This is a genomic window from Trinickia symbiotica (assembly GCF_003028655.1).
Lineage (GTDB): Bacteria > Pseudomonadota > Gammaproteobacteria > Burkholderiales > Burkholderiaceae > Trinickia > Trinickia symbiotica_A.
In genome coordinates this window covers 126,682-148,225 of record NZ_PYUC01000008.1, presented here as the reverse complement: position 1 = coordinate 148,225, position 21,544 = coordinate 126,682, and the positions used below count along the sequence as shown (strand labels likewise).

17 protein-coding genes and 1 tRNA gene are annotated in these 21,544 nt (G+C 64.0%); 10 read left to right on the top strand and 8 right to left on the bottom strand.

From position 1 onward, the window contains the following. Positions 1–47 precede the first annotated feature (47 nt). On the bottom strand, positions 48–863 hold the full coding sequence (locus C9I57_RS17205; RefSeq protein WP_107152059.1) for an IclR family transcriptional regulator: 816 nt from the start codon (positions 861–863) through the stop codon (positions 48–50). A gap of 119 nt (positions 864–982) precedes the next feature. Between C9I57_RS17205 and C9I57_RS17200 the strand changes: the two genes are divergently transcribed. From C9I57_RS17200 to C9I57_RS17170, 6 genes are all read left to right on the top strand, one after another. Then, positions 983–2,461, top strand: coding sequence for a class I adenylate-forming enzyme family protein (locus C9I57_RS17200; RefSeq protein ID WP_440130219.1), 1,479 nt, complete (start codon positions 983–985; stop codon positions 2,459–2,461). A 25-nt stretch (positions 2,462–2,486) separates the two neighbouring features. After that, complete coding sequence (locus tag C9I57_RS17195; RefSeq protein ID WP_107151856.1) at positions 2,487–3,281, top strand: citryl-CoA lyase; 795 nt, start codon at positions 2,487–2,489, stop codon at positions 3,279–3,281. Positions 3,282–3,337: 56 nt separating this feature from the next. Further along, positions 3,338–4,663, top strand: a complete 1,326-nt coding sequence (locus C9I57_RS17190) for an MFS transporter (RefSeq protein ID WP_107151855.1) — start codon at positions 3,338–3,340, stop codon at positions 4,661–4,663. A gap of 97 nt (positions 4,664–4,760) precedes the next feature. Further along, positions 4,761–5,243, top strand: coding sequence for a cupin domain-containing protein (locus C9I57_RS17185; protein WP_107151854.1), 483 nt, complete (start codon positions 4,761–4,763; stop codon positions 5,241–5,243). Between the two features lie 251 nt (positions 5,244–5,494). Further along, a complete protein-coding gene (locus C9I57_RS17180; protein WP_107151853.1) occupies positions 5,495–5,878 on the top strand; it encodes a hypothetical protein in 384 nt (127 codons plus the stop codon). 582 nt (positions 5,879–6,460) lie between these two features. Further along, positions 6,461–6,694, top strand: coding sequence for a hypothetical protein (locus tag C9I57_RS17170; RefSeq protein ID WP_107151852.1), 234 nt, complete (start codon positions 6,461–6,463; stop codon positions 6,692–6,694). A 67-nt stretch (positions 6,695–6,761) separates the two neighbouring features. On the opposite strand, the gene C9I57_RS17165 is transcribed toward C9I57_RS17170, so the two are convergent. Both C9I57_RS17165 and C9I57_RS33275 read right to left on the bottom strand, forming a co-directional pair. Beyond that, positions 6,762–6,836: transfer RNA gene (locus tag C9I57_RS17165), tRNA-Arg, on the bottom strand. A gap of 146 nt (positions 6,837–6,982) precedes the next feature. Then, positions 6,983–7,165 (bottom strand): rubredoxin, encoded by a 183-nt coding sequence (locus C9I57_RS33275; protein ID WP_258187689.1) that lies wholly within the window; start codon positions 7,163–7,165, stop codon positions 6,983–6,985. Positions 7,166–7,425: 260 nt separating this feature from the next. Between C9I57_RS33275 and C9I57_RS17155 the strand changes: the two genes are divergently transcribed. From C9I57_RS17155 to C9I57_RS17140, 4 genes are all read left to right on the top strand, one after another. Next, the gene (locus C9I57_RS17155; RefSeq protein WP_107151850.1) at positions 7,426–9,366 is read left to right on the top strand and encodes an ATP-binding cassette domain-containing protein; all 1,941 of its coding nucleotides are present in this window, start codon (positions 7,426–7,428) and stop codon (positions 9,364–9,366) included. Positions 9,367–9,625: 259 nt separating this feature from the next. Further along, positions 9,626–11,611, top strand: coding sequence for a DNA topoisomerase IV subunit B (locus C9I57_RS17150; protein WP_107151849.1), 1,986 nt, complete (start codon positions 9,626–9,628; stop codon positions 11,609–11,611). Between the two features lie 52 nt (positions 11,612–11,663). Next, positions 11,664–13,979: a DNA topoisomerase IV subunit A gene (parC, locus tag C9I57_RS17145; RefSeq protein ID WP_107151848.1), complete on the top strand. Its 2,316-nt coding sequence runs from the start codon at positions 11,664–11,666 to the stop codon at positions 13,977–13,979. Positions 13,980–14,045: 66 nt separating this feature from the next. Continuing rightward, a complete protein-coding gene (locus C9I57_RS17140; RefSeq protein ID WP_107151847.1) occupies positions 14,046–14,504 on the top strand; it encodes a CopD family protein in 459 nt (152 codons plus the stop codon). 55 nt (positions 14,505–14,559) lie between these two features. On the opposite strand, the gene C9I57_RS17135 is transcribed toward C9I57_RS17140, so the two are convergent. From C9I57_RS17135 to C9I57_RS17115, 5 genes are all read right to left on the bottom strand, one after another. Beyond that, entirely contained in the window at positions 14,560–15,828 is a 1,269-nt protein-coding gene (locus C9I57_RS17135) for a chromate transporter (RefSeq protein WP_258187688.1), read from the bottom strand. 62 nt (positions 15,829–15,890) lie between these two features. Beyond that, positions 15,891–18,248 (bottom strand): bifunctional diguanylate cyclase/phosphodiesterase, encoded by a 2,358-nt coding sequence (locus tag C9I57_RS17130; RefSeq protein WP_107151846.1) that lies wholly within the window; start codon positions 18,246–18,248, stop codon positions 15,891–15,893. A 599-nt stretch (positions 18,249–18,847) separates the two neighbouring features. Further along, positions 18,848–19,735: a PhzF family phenazine biosynthesis protein gene (locus tag C9I57_RS17125; protein ID WP_107151845.1), complete on the bottom strand. Its 888-nt coding sequence runs from the start codon at positions 19,733–19,735 to the stop codon at positions 18,848–18,850. Between the two features lie 12 nt (positions 19,736–19,747). Continuing rightward, complete coding sequence (locus C9I57_RS17120) at positions 19,748–20,212, bottom strand: RidA family protein (protein ID WP_020566466.1); 465 nt, start codon at positions 20,210–20,212, stop codon at positions 19,748–19,750. Between the two features lie 104 nt (positions 20,213–20,316). Beyond that, entirely contained in the window at positions 20,317–21,513 is a 1,197-nt protein-coding gene (locus C9I57_RS17115) for an aminotransferase-like domain-containing protein (RefSeq protein ID WP_107151844.1), read from the bottom strand. Positions 21,514–21,544 lie beyond the last annotated feature (31 nt).

Below are 21,544 nucleotides of genomic sequence, written 5' to 3'. Positions count from 1 at the left end.
CTGCGAGGGCGGGCAGCGCGCGAAGCGCGCGTCGGCGGCGTGTCGGTTCAGCCTTGCTTTTCGACGACCGATGACCGAAGCGCGGATCGAATGGCATCGACGATGAATGCCTGCCTTTGGCGCGACATCCGCTCGGTAGGCGCCGCCACGCTGATCGCCGCGATCGGATAGCCCCGGCGATCGCATACCGCGACGCCCACGCCGAGCGCGCCCTTGGCCGCATGATTGCCTATCACGGACCAGCCGCGCTCGCGCGCTGCCTTGACGAGCAGACGCAACGTCTCGCTGTTGAGCCCGCCGTAGCTCGACAGGGCGTCGCCATGTTGGGCGATCACCGCTTGCGCCTCGTCGTCGGGCAATGCGGCGAGCAACGCAAGGCCCGCGGCGCCGACGCCGAGCGGCTGGCGCGTCCCGACGTCCACGGCGAGGATCTGCACCGGGTAGCTGCCGATTCGGCGCGCGATGCATGACGACATCCGTCCTTCGCGAACCACGGCGAATGCGGCGTCTCCGCTCTCGGCGCTGACATGCTCGAGCACGGGCTCGAGCCGTTTAGCAATGATCGATTGCGTGAGCACATTGTCGGCGCGCCACCGGCGTATGGCTTCTCCCGCCACATATCGATAGCGGCCGCTGATTTCGACGTAGTCCGCCTCGACGAGCGTTGCCAGGATGCGATAGACCGTTGCCCGCTCCAATTGGCAGCGGCGCCCTATCTCGGCCACGCGCAGGCCCGCGCTACCGGCTTCGATGATGGAGGCGAGTACGTCGAGGCCGCGACGGAGCGCGCGCAACCCCCCGCTTTTGTTGTCGTCCAAAACGCCCGTCAGGCGAACGGTTGAATCGGCAGCGCTTGTTTGCATGAGAGAAGTCGTCGTGAAATGGCGGCCCACCATTGCAGATGCCGAATGGAGTCACAAGCAGGGAAAACACTAGTCGGCGAATCGCATATCATGCCCCCAAAACGTCCGCTTGACGGACGATTCGATTTCCCGTCGCCGCGCTCGCCGTGGCCTATCAGGCCATCGATCCGGCGCCGCAAAGCCGCGTCGGGATCTGCGCGGGCAACGGCAAGGCGCACCTGGTGGCGCTGCTTGCGACGCTAGCGAGCGGCAAGGTGTGGGTGCCGCTCAACCCGCGCAGCACGCAACCGGAGATTCGCAGAATCCTCGATACGACCGAGCCGACCATCGTCGTGACCGACGCGGCGTCGGAGCATCTGGTCGCGGGCGCATCCGGATATCGGATCCACTGCGACGAGCAGCGCCAAGAGGCCGGCGAAGGCGCTGGCGCGGGCGCGTCGCCGCTCGGGCCACGCGTATCGTTGAGCAGGCTGACCGCGGCGCATGACGGAGCGGCGCCGCGCACCTTCGATCTATTGCCCGACAGGGCGACGCAGGCCATCAAGTTCACGGGCGGCACGACCGGCATTCCCAAGGGCGTGATGCAGCCCTATCGTGCCTGGATGGCCAATGTGGCCAACCAGATCCAGACGTGGCGGCTCACCGAGCACGATCGTTATGTCGTTGCGGCGCCGATTACGCACGGCACCTCGACGTACGTTCTCCCGATTCTCGCGCAGGGCGGGTGTCTCGTCATTCCGTCACAAGCGGGTGCGCCCGGCGTTCGCGAGGCGTTCCGCGACGGCGGCGGCACCCTCTCTTTCATGCCGCCGACGCTGATTTACAAGCTGATGGGCTTATCGGGCGTTTCACGCCACGACTTTCCTCATCTGCGATTGCTGATTTACGGCGGCGCGCCGATGCCCGCCGAAAAGATCCGTGAGACGCGCGCGTTTTTCGGCCCCGTCCTCGCGACGCATTACGGGCAGACCGAAGCGCCTCAGATCCTGACGGCGATGCGTCCCGAAGATTTCGCCGATCCGGCGCGCTGGTCGTCCGTCGGCGCGGCGACCTGGTTCTCCGAGGTGGCGATCATGTCGGCCGACGGCAAGCGCTTGCCGCCGGGCGAAATCGGCGAGGTCGTCGCGCGCGGCGACTTGCTGATGACCGGATATTGGAGACTGCCCGAAAAGACGGCCGAAACGTTGATCGACGGCTGGTTGCACACGGGCGATCGCGGGTATATCGACGAAGCCGGCTTCCTCTATCTGAAAGATAGAATCCGCGACGTGATCATCACAGGCGGGTTCAACGTTTATCCGATCGACGTCGAAAACGCGCTGGGTCAACATCCGAGCGTGTTCGAGTGCACGGTGTTCGGCGTGCCGGACGACGTCTGGGGCGAAGCCGTCCAGGCTGCCGTCCAGTTGCGTCCTGGCAGGTCCGCCACCGAAGCCGAGTTGACTTCGTTCGTGCGAGAAAAGCTCGGCGCCGTTCATACACCGAAGCGCATTCACTTTTTCGACGATTTGCCGCGGTCCTCCGTGGGCAAGGTGGCGAAGAACGCTGTACGAGACCACGTGCTGTCCGGCGGCCGCCCCGTCAATGCGAAAGCTTGAAGACATGTGAGGTCTCACCAAACCTATGAAGCCTGAAATCAAGACCGAACGTCAAGGGCCCGTCACGCGGCTTTGCACGCATACGCTGACTTCGCTCCAATACGGCGAAGCCGATCTCGTCGAAGAGTTGATCGGGAAGAAGACCTTCACCGAGGTCCTGTTGCGGCAAATTCTCGGCCGTCCCATTCGTCCCGTGGATGTACGGATCGCCGACATGGCGCTCGTCGTGCTGATGGAGCATGGACTCACGCCGAGCTCCATCTCGACACGCCTCGTCTACATGAGCGCCCCGGAAAATCTCCAGGGTGCCGTGGCGGCAGGGTTGCTGGCGGTCGGCAGCCAGTTCGTCGGTACGATGGAGAACTGTTCGCGCCTCATCGACCGGATCCGCGATGCGGACGATGCGCGAGCGGAAGCGTCGGCGATCGCGCGGGAGTACGTGCAAGGTCGCAAGGCCATTCCGGGATTCGGCCATCACTTGCACAAGCCTGTCGATCCGCGCGCCTACAAGCTGCTCGATGTTGCTCGTGCGGAGCCCGAGCTCGCGGGAGCGCATATCGAGACGCTGATGCTGCTTTCGCGCGAGATCGACGCCACCTTCGGGCGGCCGATCACGATCAACGCGACGGGTGCCGTTGCCGCACTGCTCGGCGAAATCGGCGTAGCCACGGAGGTCATGCGCGGATTCGCCGTCATTTCGCGCGCGGCCGGCCTCGTATCGCACGTGGTCGAAGAGCGGCAATCTCCGTCGGGGCGCTTCATCTGGGAAACGGTGGAGGACGCCATCCCGTTCGTTTCGGGCGAGCCGGACCCGGCCTGACCGGGCCAGCCGGCTTCGGCAAGACAGACAACATACGACAAGCGAGGAGACGATTCATGAGCGCGATATCGGAGCAGACCGTCGCGGACCACGCGTTGCAACAGCGCACGATGGCGAAGATCGCGTGGCGCATCCTGCCCTTCCTTTGTTTCTGCTTTCTCGTCAATTACATCGACCGAACCAACGTGAGCTTTGCCGCGCTCACGATGAACCGCGATCTCGGCGTGACGCCGACGGGATTCGGCTGGATCGTCGGTGCGTTCTTCTTCGGCTACTGCATCTCGGAGATTCCCAGCAACCTTGCGCTGCAGCGATTCGGCGCGCGAGTATGGCTTGCCTGCATCATGATCGCGTGGGGGTTCATGACGATGGTGTGCGCGTTCGCTCGCACGCCCGCGGAGCTGATGGCCGCGCGCTTTCTGCTCGGCGTTGCCGAGGGGGGCTTCTCGCCGGCCGTCTTCATCTACCTTGCCCATTGGTTTCCGTCCCGATGGCGCGCCAAGGCGATCGCGACGTTCCTGCTCGGCGTTCCGCTCGCCGCCGTGATCGGCGGGCCGCTCTCCGGCGCGATCTTGTCGCTCGCCGGAGTCGGGGGCCTGAAACATTGGCAGTGGCTATTCATGCTCGAAGGAATCCCGGCGCTGGGTCTCGGCGCGCTTTGCTTGCGCACGCTGATCGATTCGCCTTCGAAGGCGGGCTGGCTCGATGCCGGCGAGAAGGCCTGGATCGAGTCCGAGCTGCGCGTCGAGCGCGCGGAGATCGAACGAGCCGGGCATATGACGCTCGGGCAATCGCTGTCCGATTTTCGTGTCGTCGTGCTGTCGCTCACTTACCTCACCGGGTTGATCGGCCTCAATGGCGTCTATTACTGGATGCCGCAGATCCTGAAGTCGTTCGGTCTCGATACCGTCACCGTCGGCTTCGTCAGCGCGGTACCGAATTTCGTCAGCGCGGTGGGTATGGTGCTCTGGGCCCGCAGCTCGGATCGCACCGGCAAGCGGGTCGGGCACGTGGTCGCCACGTGCCTCGTCGGGGCCGCCGCGCTTGCTGCCAGCAGCGTTCTCACCGATCCCAAGTGGGTGATGGCCGGCCTGACCGTCGCGCTGATCGGCGGGTTCGGGTTCCTCGCCACCTTTTGGGCGGTACCGTCGACGTTCCTGACGGGGCGCGCGGCCGCCGGCGGATTCGGGCTGATCCTGTCGATCGGCAACTCATCCGGCTTTTTCGGACCGTACATCGTCGGCTGGCTCAAGGAGGAGACGCACGGGTACGGCGGCTCGTTTTTCGCCCTGTCCGGGTTCCTGCTCGCCGCGGTGCTGCTCTCGCTGACGTTCGCATACCGGGCGAGGGCGACCGGCGCGGTTGCGGAAGCGGAGTCGTAACCGCGGGTGACCTATCCGGGCTCGATTTGGCCGCGGGCAGCGGCTATCCTGGTGGTTTGGGGTTGCGCCCGCAAATTGCTAGACCGGGAGACTGTCCATGTCTCAATCGCTTTCGTCGCACGATTGGCGTGAACATGGCGTTCGCGTCATCTCGGGCAATCAACTGGATACGAACGTTCCGCAGACTCCCGGCATGAACCGGGCCGCGGCGGTCAATTACGCGCGCGTCGGCGCCGAGAAGATCTGGGCGGGGACCGTCACGATCGAACCGAGCGCGAAGACCGGTGCCCATCATCACGGGCATGTCGAAAGCGTCATCTATGTCGTGCGCGGCAAAGCGCGCATGCGCTGGGGCGAGCAGTTGGAATTCGTCGCCGAGGCGGGGCCGGGCGACTTCATCTACGTGCCGCCCTATGTGCCGCATCAGGAGATCAATGCCGATCCGAGCGAGCCGCTCGAATGCGTGATTGTGCGAAGCGACAAGGAACCTGTGGTCGTCAATCTCGACATTAAGGCCGTCGAGCCGCCCGAGGCCGTCTACTGGGTCGATCCGGGGCATCCGCCGCCCGGCGATGCCTAAGGGCGAAAGCGGGGCTGCGCCGATCCGCATTGGCCGGGCGCAGGGGGACCGCTATCACCGGTGCGGCGAATTTCCCTTCGTCCTAGCGATGTCCCGGGTCGTACTTCTGCGATTGCGACTTCGTAGAGTCTCTCGCTGAGCGACCAAGGGTCGCTCGCGGGAATCCCCGCTGGTCATATCGGATATACGGGTTGATGAGCGTGCTTTCACGAGAAGAACTTGATGCTCGCCTCGAGACGATCGAGGCGCGGATGGATGCCAGGGTCGCCAATATCGAGGGCCAGGTCGCCGCTTTTATCGCTCGAGCCAATGAGCGTGACCTACGGCTGGCCGAGCACGAGGAGCGGCTGAACTTCATGTTCGAGGAGCGCGATAAGCGGGACGAGGAGCGGGAGAAGCGGCTCGCGGAGCGCGACAAGCGAATCGAATACCTCGCCGAGCAAGCGACCTCGGCGGCTCAGAGCGCCTCGACGTTGAAGGCGAACTTGTGGGCGGCGACACTGACGATCATTGTCTCGGTAGCCGGCATGGTCATGGCTGCGTACCACGCAAACCAGTCGTCCAACCTCGCTCTCATGCAAACGGTGATTTCAGCGTTTCAGCACGGCCAGCAAACGCTGCCGTCGAACCAATGAGCGCTTGGACTTTTGCTGGCTTTCGATGCTCTAATTTCGCTAGTCAGTCCGGTGGTATCCTATCGCCCGCCTGCAGTAAAGAATGTCAGCGGGTGTCAGATAAAAACATGAGAGAGAGCATATGGGCACAAAACTGTGCGGCGGGGTTTTATCCCGCATTCAAAGCCAATATGGAAGCGCTCGGCCTGCAAGTGCCGACCGGTCTGTTCGCGACACAGGAGAAAGCGCTCGGGACGATCACTGTGCTAACTGGCTTTGTGAAATCGTTCGGAATGAAGGTGACGATTCGTGAACTGATCGGTGCTGGGAAGCTAACCGAAATCCTTTCTGTCGCAGAGCCTACTACGTCTCCTACTACCTCGGTGCCGTACTTGGCAGCTTGCTCGTCGCAACAGACGAGGCCTACGCGTGCAAGTCGGGTGCGGCCGCATCGGCGCGCTTACATCAGAAGCTGATGAGTGTCGGCTTGCCGCTGCCTGCATCGATCACCCTCTTGCTTGCCCACCACCCAGAAGTATTCAAGCCGTTGCCGTGGCGGGCCGTGTATCGTGTTCGTGCAACCGCACCATCTGGGGCGAAACGATGAAATGGTTGATCGACCGCGGGTTGCTGTTGCTAACCGGGCTGGTCTTTGTCGGTTCGGCATGGTTTTTCACGCATTGGCTCGGGAGCGACCGCTTTTACTCGATCGTTAATACGGTCATGGTTGCAGCTCTATGGTTCGAAGTCGCGCGCCTTCGAAAGATTCTTCGGGAGAACGGCATCGACCCGAATATGAGACGGAAGGCGGGCGATGATGGGAAGCGCCAAGAGTGACGAACTGCGGGCACCCTGACGAGCACGGGGGCGTTTGCCTTGCCTCGCCGGCGGCTGGGACTTTCTTTGGTCCCCCCGACAGGAATCGAACCTGTATCTAGCGCTTAGGAGGCGCTTGTTCTATCCATTGAACTACGGGGAGAGGGCCGGATAGGGCGCGTGGCGCCGCTTGAATGTGCCGATGCGGCCAGAGTATAGCAAACATGCCGCAAACGCTTGCCCGGGGCATCCGCGCCACGCCGGACATCCATTATGTTTGCCCGGGCGCCCACCGCGCGCCGGACGCGCTCAAAACTCGACGACGCTGAATTCGCTCTTGCTCACGTCACAAAGCGGGCAGCGCCAGTCGTCGGGGATGTCGGCGAAACGCGTGCCCGGCGCGATGCCTTCATCGGGAAGCCCTTCCTCTTCGTTGTAAATCCAGCCGCAGATCAGGCAAACCCAACTCTTGTACTCGACTACATCACTCACAGCAAACCACCTTTCTCTATCCCGAAAATCGATACGATAGCGTCTTCGAGCCGTATTCTCGATCGGTCCAATCGTCGCAGCTTCGACTGCGTCGAGCGCTTTCATGCCGGCCGGGAATCTCCCGGACTGATGCTCAACGTCCTTGACGACCGATCGCGCGGCGAACGCGGCGCGCCATTTTACCCGAGCGTCGGTGCCGAAGCGCCATTCCGTCTAGCCGTACAATCGGGCTTTCGGATTTTTTCAGGCAGCGCTTTTCCATGTCGCTTTATTCCATCGCCGATGCCCAGCTCGCCTTCGGGCACGTCGCGCTTCTCGACCACGCCGATTTCTCGCTCGAGGCGGGGGAACGCGTCGGGCTCATCGGCCGCAACGGCGCCGGCAAATCGTCGCTTCTGAAGATCGTCGCGGGCCTCATGCAGCCCGACGATGGGCTCGTCTCACGCCAGCAGAATCTTTCGACCGTCTATGTGCCGCAGGAGCCGGAGTTCGCCCCTGACATGACTGTCTTCGACGCAGTGGCGGCCGGGCTCGATGAAGCGCGCACGGCGCTCGATGAATACGATGCAGTTGCCCACGAGCTCGCGGCCACGCCCGAGGGCGCCGCGCACGACACACTGCTCGCGCGCATGAATGCATTGCAGTCGAGGCTCGACGTCACGAACGCATGGAACTGGCGCACGCGCGTGGCAACGACGCTCGCGCAGTTGAGCCTCGATGGCGACGCGCGCGTCGGCGCGTTATCGGGCGGCATGCAAAAGCGTGTCGCACTCGCTCGTGCGCTCGTCGTCGATCCTGACGTGCTGCTGCTCGACGAGCCGACCAATCATCTCGACTTCGATGGCATTCGCTGGCTCGAGGATCTGCTCGTCGGGGCGCGCGCGGGACTCTTTTTCATCACGCACGATCGCGCGTTTCTCGATCGCGTCGCGACGCGCATCGTCGAGCTCGATCGCGGCAATCTCCTGTCGTATCCGGGAAATTTCTCCGCCTATCAGACGCGCAAGGCGCAGCAGCTCGAGGTCGAGCGAGTCGAGAACGAGAAGTTCGACAAGCTGCTCGCGCAAGAGGAGGTGTGGATCCGAAAGGGCGTCGAGGCACGCCGCACGCGCAGCGTCGGACGCATCGCGCGGCTCGTCCAGATGCGTCGGGAGCGCGCCGAGCGGCGCAACGTGCAAGGCAACGTGAAGCTCGACGTGGGGCAGGGCGAGCGCTCGGGCAAGATCGTCGCGGAGCTCGTCGACGTGACGAAGCGCTACGGCGCGCGCACGATCGTCGATCGCTTTTCGACGACGGTGATGCGCGGCGACAAGATCGGCTTCGTCGGTCCCAACGGCGCCGGCAAGACGACGCTGCTCAAGCTGATCCTCGGCGAGGTCGCACCCGACGAGGGCACGGTGCGCGTCGGAACGAATCTGCAAGTGGCCTACTTCGATCAGATGCGCGCGCAGCTTGATCAGGAAAAGAGTCTCGCCGACACGATCAGCCCCGGCAGCGACTGGATCGAGATCAACGGCGCGCGCAAGCACGTCATGAGCTATCTTGGCGATTTCCTGTTCGCGCCGGAGCGCGCGCGTTCGCCGGTGAAGTCGCTTTCGGGCGGCGAGCGCAATCGCCTGCTGCTCGCGCGGCTCTTCGCGCGTCCCGCGAACGTGCTCGTGCTCGACGAGCCGACGAACGATCTCGACATCCCGACGCTCGAGCTGCTCGAGGAATTGCTCGGCGATTACGACGGGACGGTGCTGCTCGTCAGCCATGATCGGGCGTTCCTCGACAACGTCGTGACTTCGGTCATCGCATCGGAAGGCGGTGGGCGGTGGCGCGAATACGTCGGCGGCTTCACGGATTGGCAGACGCAGCACGAGCGCGCGACCCGGCTCGCGGAGGAGGCGGCCGCGGCGCGCGCGCCTTCGGCGCCGCCGCCGCGCGCGGCGCAATCGCAAGAGGCCGCGGCGGGCCGCGCCACTCAACGCGCCGCGAAGCTCTCTTACAAGGAACAGCGCGAGCTGGAAGCGCTGCCCGAGAAGATCGCGGCGCTCGAGGCCGAGCAAAAGGCGATCGGCGTGCAGCTCGAGGACGGCTCCATCTTCGCGAAGGACGCGCGCGAGGGCGCCCGGCTGACCGAACGCTATGCCGCCATCGACGACGAGCTCATGGCTGCGCTCGAGCGATGGGAGGAGCTGGAGGCGAAGCGCAAATGAGCGCCAAACGAGCGGCGCGACGAGAGTCGGGGCCGGGCCACCTGACCGTTGAGCCGAATTGCTCCTCACGTCGAACAAAGTAAAATACGCCGCGTTTCCCGGGACGCCAGGGCGCGGCTCGGCTTGTCTTCGCCTGATTCGCCCGTTGCGCAGGCACGCCCGTCGCACCCTTTGTTCCGATTCGATTTTTTTGATCTTTCAACGTTTTGTCCACGCGGATATCCACAGCCGCTGTGGACAACGATGACTTAACGACACGATGCCCACGAAAAAGCCAAGCGCCGCGTACAGCGAGGCGTCGATCAAGGTGTTGAAGGGCCTGGAGCCGGTCAAGCAGCGGCCCGGCATGTACACGCGCACCGAGAATCCGCTGCACATCATTCAGGAAGTCATCGACAACTCGTCCGACGAGGCCCTCGGCGGCTACGGTCGACAGATCACGGTGACGCTGCACGCCGATCACTCGGTCTCGGTAGAGGACGACGGCCGCGGTATTCCGTTCGGACTGCACCCCGACGAGGGCGTGCCCGTCATCGAAATCGTGTACACGCGCCTGCACGCGGGCGGCAAGTTCGACAAGGCGGCGGGCGGCGCCTACACGTTCTCGGGCGGCTTGCACGGGGTCGGCGTTTCGGTGACGAACGCGCTTTCGTCGAAGCTCGACGTGACAGTCTGGCGCGACGGCAAGGTCGCCAAGATCGGCTTCTCGAACGGCGATGTCGTCCGTCCTCTCGAAGTCCGCGCGGCCGAAAAGGGCGAAAAGCGCTCGGGCACGTGCGTCACGGCGCTGCCCGATCCGAAATATTTCGATTCGTCGAACGTGCCGCTCGGCGAGTTGCAACGCCTCTTGCGTTCGAAGGCGGTGCTTTTGCCTGGCGTGGAAGTGACGCTCGTCATCGAGAAGACGGGCGAGCGTCAGAGCTGGAAGTATGAGGACGGCTTGCGCGGCTACTTGCTGGAAGGCATGGCCGGCAGCGATCTGTTGATCCCGCTCTTCGAGGGCGAGCGATATGCGGAAAGCGCGCGCACGACCGAAGACGCGTTCGCCGAAGGTGAAGGCGCGGCATGGGTCGTCGCCTGGAGCGAGGAGGGCCCGCTCACGCGCGAATCCTACGTCAACCTCATTCCGACGCCGGCAGGCGGGACGCACGAAGCGGGCCTGCGAGACGGGCTGTTTCAGGCCGTCAAGAGCTTCGTCGAACTGCACAACCTGCAGCCGAAGGGCGTGAAGCTGCTCGCCGAAGACGTGTTCGCGCGCGTGTCGTTCGTGCTGTCGGCCAAGGTGCTCGATCCTCAATTCCAAGGGCAGATCAAGGAAAGGCTCAACAGCCGCGACGCCGTCAAGCTCATCTCTTCGTACGTCAAGCCCGCTCTCGAGCTCTGGCTCAATCATCATGTCGAGCACGGCCGGAAGCTGGCCGAGCTCGTCATCAAGCAGGCCCAGGCGCGCACGCGCGCGGGCCAAAAGATCGAAAAGCGCAAGAGCTCGGGCGTGGCCGTGCTGCCGGGCAAGCTGACTGATTGCGAGTCGACCGACATTTCCCGCAACGAGCTCTTTCTCGTCGAAGGCGATTCGGCCGGCGGCTCGGCCAAAATGGGCCGCGACAAAGAGTACCAGGCCATCTTGCCGTTGCGCGGCAAGGTGCTCAATACGTGGGAGACGGAGCGCGACCGGCTTTTTGCCAACAATGAGGTGCACGACATCTCGGTGGCGATCGGCGTCGATCCGCATAACCCTGACGACGAGGGGGATCTCTCGAACCTGCGATACGGCAAGATCTGCATCCTGTCGGATGCCGACGTCGACGGCGCCCACATCCAGGTGCTGTTGCTCACGCTGTTCTTCAAGCATTTCCCGCAGCTCATCGAGCGCGGCAACGTCTACGTGGCGCGGCCGCCGCTCTTTCGCGTCGACGCGCCGGCGCGCGGCAAGAAGCCGGCGCAAAAGCTCTATGCGCTCGACGAAGGCGAGCTGGAGGCCATCCTCGACAAGTTGAGGAAAGACGGCGTGCGCGAATCCCAGTGGTCGATCAGCCGCTTCAAAGGGCTCGGCGAAATGAGCGCCGAGCAGCTTTGGGATACGACGATGAACCCCGACACGCGGCGCCTCATGCCCGTCGCGCTCGGCGAGCTCGATTACGATTCGACGGTCTCGCGCATGACGATGCTGATGGGCAAGGGCGAAGCGGCCGCGCGCCGCAGCTGGCTCGAAGAGAAGGGCAACGAAGTCGAAGCCGACATTTGAAGCGATTGGCCACGGCCGAACACGCTCCTCCTGAATACGGACACCATTTTCGATGGCTCAACAAGACGATTTGTTCGCCCCGGCCGTTGTGCCCGACGGCGAATCCCTGACGCTCGGCCACTATGCCGAGCGGGCCTATCTCGACTACGCGGTGAGCGTCGTGAAAGGCCGCGCGCTGCCCGACGTGAGCGACGGCCAGAAGCCCGTGCAGCGGCGCATCCTCTATGCAATGAACGAAATGGGCCTCGCGGCCGATGCCAAGCCGGTGAAGTCGGCGCGCGTCGTCGGCGATGTACTCGGCAAGTATCATCCGCACGGCGACCAATCGGCCTACGACGCGCTCGTGCGCCTTGCGCAGGATTTTTCGATGCGCTATCCGCTCATCGACGGCCAAGGCAACTTCGGCTCGCGCGATGGCGACGGCGCGGCGGCGATGCGTTACACCGAGGCACGGCTCACCCCGATCGCGCGGCTTTTGCTCGATGAAATCGATGAAGGCACGGTCGACTTCATGCCGAACTACGACGGCTCTTTTCAGGAGCCGAAGCTTTTACCGGCGCGCTTGCCGTTCCTGCTGCTGAACGGCGCGTCGGGCATCGCGGTCGGCCTCGCCACGGAGATTCCCTCGCACAACCTGCGCGAAGTCGCGGCAGCGGCCGTCGCGATGATTCGGCATCCGAACATTTCGCACGCCGAATTGATGGAGCACCTGCCGGGTCCCGATTTTCCGGGCGGCGGACAGATCATCTCGAGTCCCGCCGAGATTGCGGCGGCCTATGAGACAGGGCGCGGGAGCCTCAAGGTACGGGCGCGCTGGAAGATCGAGGAACTCGCGCGCGGCCAGTGGCAACTCGTCGTCACCGAGTTGCCGCCGAATACGTCGGGACAGAAGGTGCTCGAGGAAATCGAGGAACTGACGAACCCGAAAGTGAAGCTCGGCAAAAAGACGCTCACACCCGAGCAGTTGACGCTCAAGCAAACGTTGCTCGCGCTGGTCGACACGGTGCGCGACGAATCGGGCAAGGATGCGCCGGTGCGGCTCGTCTTCGAGCCCAAGACGAGCCGCATCGATCAGACGGAGTTCGCAAACTCGCTGCTCGCGCATACGAGCCTCGAATCGAACGCGCCGCTGAACCTTGTCATGATCGGTGGGGACGGGCGGCCGAAGCAAAAGGGGTTGATCGAAATCCTGAGGGAATGGGTGGGGTTCCGTTTCGCGACCGTCACCCGGCGCACGCGTCATCGGCTGACGAAGGTCGACGATCGCATTCATATCCTCGAAGGGCGGATGATCGTCTTCCTCAATCTCGACGAGGTCATCCGCATCATTCGCGAATCGGACGAGCCGAAGCAGGCGCTCATCGCGGCGTTCGGCCTTTCAGACCGTCAGGCCGAAGACATTCTCGAAATCCGGCTGCGCCAACTCGCGCGGCTCGAGAAGATCAAGATCGAGAAGGAGCTTCAGTCGCTGCGCGACGAGAAGGCGAAGCTCGAGGAGCTGCTGGCGAGCGATACGGTCATGAAGCGGCAGATCATCAAGGAAATCGAAGCCGATGCGAAGCAGTATGGCGACGAGCGCCGCACGCTGATTCAGCAGGAAAAGCGTGCGACGTTCGAGGCGCGCGTCGTCGACGAGCCGGTGACCGTCGTCGTTTCGCAGCGCGGCTGGGTCCGCGCGCTCAAGGGTCATGGGCTCGATCCGGCGGGCTTTTCGTTCAAGGACGGCGACAGCCTCTATGCGGCGTTCCAGTGCCGCACGCCCGACACGCTGATCGCCTGGGGCAGCTCGGGACGCGTCTACTCGGTTGCCGTCGCGATGCTGCCGGGCGGGCGCGGCGACGGCGTGCCCGTGACTTCGCTCATCGAGCTCGAAGCGGGCACGCACTTGCTCCACTACTATGCGGCGAATGCCGAGCAGGCGCTTTTGCTGGCATCGAGCAACGGCTTCGGATTCATCGCCAGGGTGAGCGACATGGTAAGCCGCGTGAAGGCGGGCAAGTCGTTCATGACGATCGACGCGGGCGCCGCGCCGCTCGCGCCGATGCCGGTGGTGCCCGATGCCGTGCAGGTGGCCTGCCTGTCCAGCTCGGGACGTCTGCTCGTGTTCGGAATCGACGAGATGAAGACGCTGACAGGCGGCGGACGCGGCATCACGCTCATGATGCTCGACGAAAAGGAGACACTCGTGCAGGCGCTCGCGTTCGGTGCGGCCGGACTGATGCTGCTCGGCACGGGGCGCAGCGGCAAGCCGCAGGAGGAGACGTTCGCGGGTGCGGCGCTCGAGCCGCACGTCGGCAAGCGCGCGCGCCGCGGCCGCGCACCCGATACGCGGCTCAAGGTGAGCGCATTGCGGCCGGCGCTCGGCTGACACGGCTCGCCGCATGCCGGGAGCGGTATCGTTCGTTCGGACACCTGAATTTCGGAGAGACGCCTGATGTCGATCGCCATGAACGTTGCGTTGTTTCTGCATCTCGCCGCCGTCGCGGTTTGGGTCGGCGGGATGATCTTCGCGCAGTTTTGTCTGCGCCCGTCGCTCGCGGATGTATCGCCGCAGTTGCGGCTGCCGCTGATCGAAGCGGTGTTCGGGCGATTCCTGACCTGGGTCGGCATCGCCGTGATCGCGATTCTGCTCTCGGGCGGCTTCATGATGGCGCGCTTCGGCGGCAGTCATGCACCCTGGCCATTGACGCTGATGGCGGTGCTCGGCGTCCTCATGATGCTGAACTTTGGGCATCTGCGCTTCGCGGTCTTTCCACGCATCCGGCGTGCGGTGCAGGCGCAGAAGTGGCCCGACGGGGCCCGGGCGGTCGACACGATGCGGCGGCTCGTGGCGATCAATCTCGTCCTTGCCGTCGTCACCATCGGCGCGGCCGTCTATTCGCGCGGGTTTTGATCGCGACACATCCGTCGGCTCATCTCCCTTTGCGGGAGATGTCTCGCCGCGCGCTTCACGGGAGCGAGAGCGCCGTCGAAGCGGTGTAGACGATCGCCACGACCAAATAGACGGCATAGACGGGCATCTTGAACCGGGCCAGCGCGATCAGCGAGAACACCGCGGTGCCGAGAGCGGGGGCCGTGAACGGCACGTGTTCATAGACGTGCGCGACGGCGGCGACGAGAAATGCCGTCGTCGCGGCCCGCAGCACGCGCATCCCATGCTCAAAGCGAATATTCGTCTCGAGCCGCTGCAAGTGTCGCCGTGCGAATACCACCAACGCGCCTGAAGGGACGAAGTACGCCAGCGTGGCGGCGGCGGCTCCCGCCACGCCGTGAATCAAGTAACCGAGAAACGGCACGACGTTGAGCAGTGGCCCCGGCGAAACAGGCGAGAGCGCAAACGCGAGCGTGAAGTCGCGCAGCGTCACGCCGACGCCAGGCGCGACGAAGAGCATCTTCAGCACCGGCAACGCGGAAAACCCGCCGCCGAAGAGCGTCAGCGCCGCGCCCGCGAGCCGTGGCAGAACCAGGAGCGACTGATAGCGCCCCGGGACGGGCAGCGCGAATATCGCGATCAATGCGGTCAGCGCCGCGAGCAGCACCTTGTCTGAACGCGTGAGCGAGAACGCCAGCCGTCGCCCCGTGCGTTCGGGGCTAGCCACCCAGCCGGCAAAGAACGCGCAGACGAGCAGCAGCACGAACACGCTGCCTACCTGGGCGTATATAAGCACCGCCGAGGCGAGCAAAGCGGCGATCCATTCGATTCGAGAATGCATGAGCGTGCGCACCTGACGGTACCAGGTCAGGGCGATCAGCGTGCCCAGTACGACGGCGAAATGATTGATCAGCGCAGGCGTCGCGAATGCGCGAACCACCGGCGAATGGTAGAAGGCGGCAAACGCGGTCATCACGCAGAAGAACGGCAGCACCGACGCCGCGCCGGCGATCCACGCTCCGGCGCCGCCGGCCAGCGCGTGACCGACGAGCACGGCGACATTGCACCCGACAGCACCGGGCGATATCCAGGCGAGCGCGACGAGATCGGAGAATTCGTTGCGTGTCAGGCGGCGCACCCGCTCGACATAGTGGAGCTCGAGCTGTGCGATCAGCGCGATCCCGCCCCAGGAAAGCGCCGAGAGAGCGAAGACGGAACAAAAAAGCGCCCAGCGTGGCTCGCGCCGCGGCTGCACGGCCGCGTTCGGCGCCGTTTCCTCGGGCGTGGCCGCGGCGCGACGTTCGGCGCTGCGCTGTTCGGTCTCGGTCGTTGCTTCCTCGGACATCGGCTCGATCCTCGTGCAGCGCGCGGCGAACATCTCGTCGCGGGCGCCCCGCGATCATCTTTTCAAGCGGACTGGCCGCTCGTGCTCTTTTGACTGCTGCCGTTGCCATAGACAGCAAGCGGCTCACGCAGTCCACATACGCCGAATCGGTCGAGCAACGTGGAGATGCCGTCGGCCGGGACTGGGCGTGAGAAGAGAAAGCCTTGCGCCTGGATGTTGCCGAGCGCGGACAGCCACGCGATCTGCTCTTCGGTTTCGGTGCCTTCGACGACAACCGTGAGCCCGAGCGAGCGCGCAAGATTGACGATGGCCGACACCATCACGCAGACGCTGCGATCGGCAGGAATGGCCTGCACGAACGATCGATCGACCTTCAGCGTATCGACCGAGAAGCGGTTCAGGTAGGAAAGCGATGAGTAGCCGGTGCCGAAATCGTCGAGCGCGATGCTGACGCCCAACCGCTTCTTGAGCGCCGCGATTTTCTCGGATACGAGATCGGGGTACTCCATCATGGCTGTCTCGGTGATCTCGAGCTCGAGCCGGTGTGCAGCGATCCCTGTTTCCTCGATTGCTCGCGCGATCGTCTCGTAGAGATCGCCGCGCCAGAACTGCACGGCGGAAATGTTGACGGCAAGCGTCAGCGTCTCGTACCCCTGACTTTGCCACGCCGCCAGTTGCCTGCAGGCCTCGGCGATGACGAAATCGCCAATCGGCACGATAAGGCCGGTCGATTCGGCCACGGGAATGAACTCGCTCGCCGAGATCACGCCCTGCTGCGGATGATTCCAGCGCGCGAGCGCTTCGAAGCCCGTGATGCACCGCCGCGCAAGATCGATCTTCGGCTGATAGACGAGGAAGAGCTGGCGTTCCGTGAGCGCGACGCGAAGCTGCTGCTCCCACTGCATCAGGTGATCGGCCCGATGCGACAAATGCGGCGAGTAGAACTGATAGCAGTTCTTGCCCGCGTCCTTGGCGCTGTACATCGCGAGATCGGCTTTCTTGAGCAGATCGATCTCGCTTTCGCTCGCGACCGAATAAAGTGCGATGCCGATGCTCGCATGCAGCACGAACGAAGTGCCGCGGACATCGAACGGCTGTTCGAACACGTCGCGCATGCTTTCCGCGAGCTGAACGGCTTGCCGCTCGACGTCGCCGCCTTTCAGCACGACGACGAACTCGTCGCCGCCGATGCGTGACAGCACGCCCGCGTTGCCGACGGTATCGGCGAGTCGCGAGGCCGTCATCTGCAACACGATGTCGCCCGCGTTGTGGCCGAGCGTGTCGTTGACCGTTTTGAAGTTGTCGAGATCGATGAAGAGGATCGCGAGCCGGCCGACGTTGGCGGGATCGCCTACGTCGTGGCGCAGACTCTGCAGCGTGGCGTAGCGGTTGCGCAGGCCTGTCAGCAGATCGTATTCGACGAGATGCGTCATCTCCCGCTCGCGGCCGAGCAGTTTGCCGATGAGCCCGGTCGCGACGGCGAAGAACCCCAGCATCGCGAGCGAGATGAAACCGGCCATCAGCAGATAGACGTTGCGCGTGTGATGGTAGTCGGCGAACTCTTCCGCTTCGGAGAGCCCGACGAGCACGCCCATCGGATAGCCATCGATATGTCGATAGGACACGATGCGCTTGATGCCGTCGATCGGATCGGTCTGCGTGCCCGAGACGTGCTCCGAGATTGGATAAACGCCCGTTGCCGAAAACGAGGTGGACGATCGAGCTGCGCCGGTGCGGCGCGCGAGCACCGCTCCGCTGTCGGCCACGACGGCGATCACGCCGTCCTTGCCGATTGCCGCGTTGTTGTAGAAGTCGCCCGTGAAATAGCCGGGATTTTCCGATACGACGACGACCCCCGCGAACGAGCCGTCCAGGTGATTCAGGCGGCGCGTCATCTGCAGGGTCCATTGATGCGAGACGCGGCCGAGAACGGGCGTGCTGATATAGAGCTGGTCGTCGTTTTCGTGCTCGTGCACCTTGAAATGCTCGCGATCGGAGAGGTCGATCGGCGCCGGATTAGCCTCGGCCGTCGACGCGACGAGCGTGCCGTGCTCATTGATGATCGAGACTTGGACGAGCGTATCGCTCTGGACGACACCTTTTTCGACAGTGCCGCGCAGGTCGAAGTGCTCGGGATTTTTTTCGAACTCGAACTTGACGAAGCGCGTGATCTGGTCGACCTGATGAATCGCCTTGATCGTGTGCTGCTCGAGCGCGGCGGAAAGAATGGCGGCTGAAGCGGCCGCTTCCCGGTAGGTCGACTCGCGCTCCATCGAAAGGCGCGCCGAGATGACGGTCCACAGCAGCACGAGCACGAGCAGGCCGAGCACCGGGATCGCAACGAGGGCACGGCGTCGCGAGCCGACCGGGTCGTGCCTCGCGCGCGCGTCACGGGCGGAATGGGACCGGGAAAAGTTCATCGGGGCCGGGGCCTAGCAAGCGGCGAGAGGGAGAGAGTGTCCTACTAGCATGGCAGATTCATTCATTGGCTGCATGGCAAGCATCTGCGGTGGCTGACCGCGGCGCCATGTGAAAGACATCCACAGTCGCCGGCTCACCCCGCGAGCCTCGGACGGAGCACCTTTTCGTAGGCTCCCTGATGAAGTCCTCGCGGGGGCTCCCCGACGCGAGCATCCTATCGGGGCTTTTCAAAGAAGTCCTCTCGGGGGTTCCCGGAGAAGTCCCTGTTTGGATCGGGCAGTCTTCAGAAGGATATTACTGAATGGTCAGCAATTTAGATAGCCTGACTTAATCGGGTAAACGTGTGGAATGCCGGGCACGTTTTCGGCGGCGAAGACATTTTTTCTCATGGAACGCGCTTTTTGTCCGGCTCATGCCCGGCAGCGCATGCCTGTAGGGCGGCATTGCCTCGACGTTGGGCAACGGCGCACCGACGTGGAAGAGGAATTCCTCGGCGTCGCGGAAACGGCTGATTCGGAAGAAGGACCGCCGGCGCCGCGGCGGGGGGCCGCATGGAGTTGAGCCGGCGGTACTGGGCACAATAGAGAAGACGCCCGATTCAGGGCAGTTGGATCGTTCCGTCGACGATCGTCGCCGCGGCTCCGCCGATCCAGATTTTGCCGCGCGTGTCATCGTATTCGACAAAGACGCGACCGTCGCATCCGAGCGCGGTGCCCTGCCGCACCGTATAGCGCTCGCCGTGGCGGCGCCCGTGAGCGGCGAAAAGGCTCGCGAGCCCCGCGTTGGCGCTTCCCGTCACGGGGTCTTCATAAATGGAGAGGTTGCCTTCGACGACGATGCAGCGCACCTCGAGCGTCGCGGGTCCGCCCTCGCTGTGCGAGGCGTACAGCGCGACCCCGCTGGTACCGGTGCGCTCGGCGAGGCGGGCGAGCGCGCCGGCATCGGGTGCGAGCGCGACGCACGTTTCGGGCGAATCGATGCCGACCATGAGCCAGTGCACGCCATTGTCGACGGACGTTGGCGCAATGCGGCCGAAATCGATCTTCTCCGTACCCAGTGCTTCCCTCAGTGCGGCCCAATCGGCTTCGGCCAACGGCGTGAGCCGGGCCGGCGGTGCGCTGAATGCTCGCACGCCCGCTGCGCGCTCCTCGATTTCCACTAGACCGACGCCGCACTGCTGCACGAGACGGCCTGCCGTTATGGGGCGGTAGCCGCTATCGACGAGCGCGTGCGCCGTGCCCAGGGTCGGATGCCCCGCGAACGGCAGTTCATAAGCGGGCGTGAAGATACGGACGAGATAATCGGCCGACGGGTCGGTCGGCTTGCAGACGAACGTGGTCTCCGAGAGATTCGTCCATCGTGCGATCGCCTGCATCTGATCGGTGCCGAGCCCGTCGGCATCGAAAACGACCGCCAGCGGATTGCCCTTGAAGGGCGCCGCTGAAAACACGTCGACCTGCTTGAAGCGAACCTGGCGTGAAGGCATCCAGCCTCTCCCTTATGCCACTTCGGCGATGAGCTCGATTTCGACGCAGGCGCCGGTGGGGATTTGCGCGACGCCGAAAGCCGAACGTGCGTGCTTGCCGGCTTCGCCGAATACGTCGACGAAGAACTCCGACGCGCCGTTCGTCACGATGTGCTGCTCGGTGAACTCGAGCGTCGAATTGACGAGGCTCATCACCTTGACGATCCGCTTCACGCGATTGAGATCGCCCGTGAATGCGTGAAGCGTGGCGAGCAAATCGATCGCGATTGCGCGGGCGGCCTTTTGGCCCTCTTCCGTCGTCATCGTCGAGCCGAGCTTGCCCACCCACGGCTTGCCGTCCTTCCTGGCGATGTGGCCGGACACGTACACGGTGTTGCCTGTTTGCGCGCACATGACGTAGGCGGCGGCCGGCGTAAGTGCCGTGGGCAGCTCGATGCCGAGCGACTTGAGCTTGTCATATACGTTTTGCTGAGCCATGAGATGTCCTCGAAAAGTAATTGAATTGACCCACCGGCAAAGCGATTCGGCGGCTTTCGCGCGGACCGGAGCCCGGAGCGCAAAAGCCGCCGTTGCGCCGCCGGTCAGAGGCGTTCGCGAATCAACGCGGCAAGGCGAGCGATGCCTTCGTCGATGCGTGCGGGCGGGACCGTCACGAACGAGAGTCGCAACGTATTCGATGCCGCTTCATTCGCGAAGAACGGTGCGCCGGGCACGAAGGCCACATTATGCGCGATGGCGGCTTCGAGCAACTGCATCGTGTCCACGCCTGCCGGCAAGGTGACCCAAAGAAACATGCCGCCTTCGGGCCGATTCCAGGTCACCCCCTGGGGCATGTGGCGCGCGAGCGCGTCGAGCATGGCCTGGCACTGGCTCGCATAGAGCGCGCGAATGGTAGGCACCTGCTCGTCGAGGAAGCCGTCCTTGATGACTTCGTGGACGATGCGCTGCGTGAGGCTCGGCGTATGCAGATCGGTCGCCTGCTTGGCCTGCACGAGTTTGTAGTGGAGCTCCTCGGGCGCGACGATGTAGCCGAGCCGCAGCCCTGGAGCCAGTATCTTCGAGAAAGTGCCGCAATGGACGATATGGTCGGGCGCCATCGAGAGCAACGTCGGCAGCGGCTTGCCTGCGTAGTCGAGCGCGCCGTAGGGATCGTCCTCTACGACCGGAAACACGCTGCTCTTGGCGAACTCGGCGAGCGCGAGACGCCGCTCGAGTGTGAGCCGGCGGCCCGTCGGATTCTGAAAGTTCGGCTGCGCATAGAGCAGCCGTGCACCGTTGACGAGCGCTGAAGTCAGCGCCTCGGGAATGAGCCCGTCGTCATCGGTCGGCACCTGCACGTAGCGCGGCTCGTAGAGCGAAAACGCCTGAAGCGCGCCGAGATAGGTCGGCGTTTCGACGAGCACGGGGCTTGCCGGATCGATGAGCGCTTTGCCGATCAGATCGAGCGCCTGCTGCGAGCCCGTCGTGATCAGCACCCGCGATGGGCGGATCGTCGCGCCTCCCGTCGAGCATCGCGCGGCGATCCATTCGCGCAGCGGCGCATAGCCTTCCGTTGCGCTGTACTGCAACGCGGCGGCCGGCGCTTCGCGCAGCACGCGATCGGTGGCCGCGCGGATTCGCTCAGCGGGGAATGTGGAAGGCGCGGGCAAGCCGCCCGCGAACGAAATGACCTCGGGCCGTTCGGTGACTTTCAGGATCTCGCGGATGGCCGAGCTCGTCAGCTTGCGGGCGCGCTCGGAAAGCTGCCAGTTGCGGTGTGGCAAGTCGCTTTGATCCATGAAAGTCTCCTTATGGCGGGTGGGGAAGAAG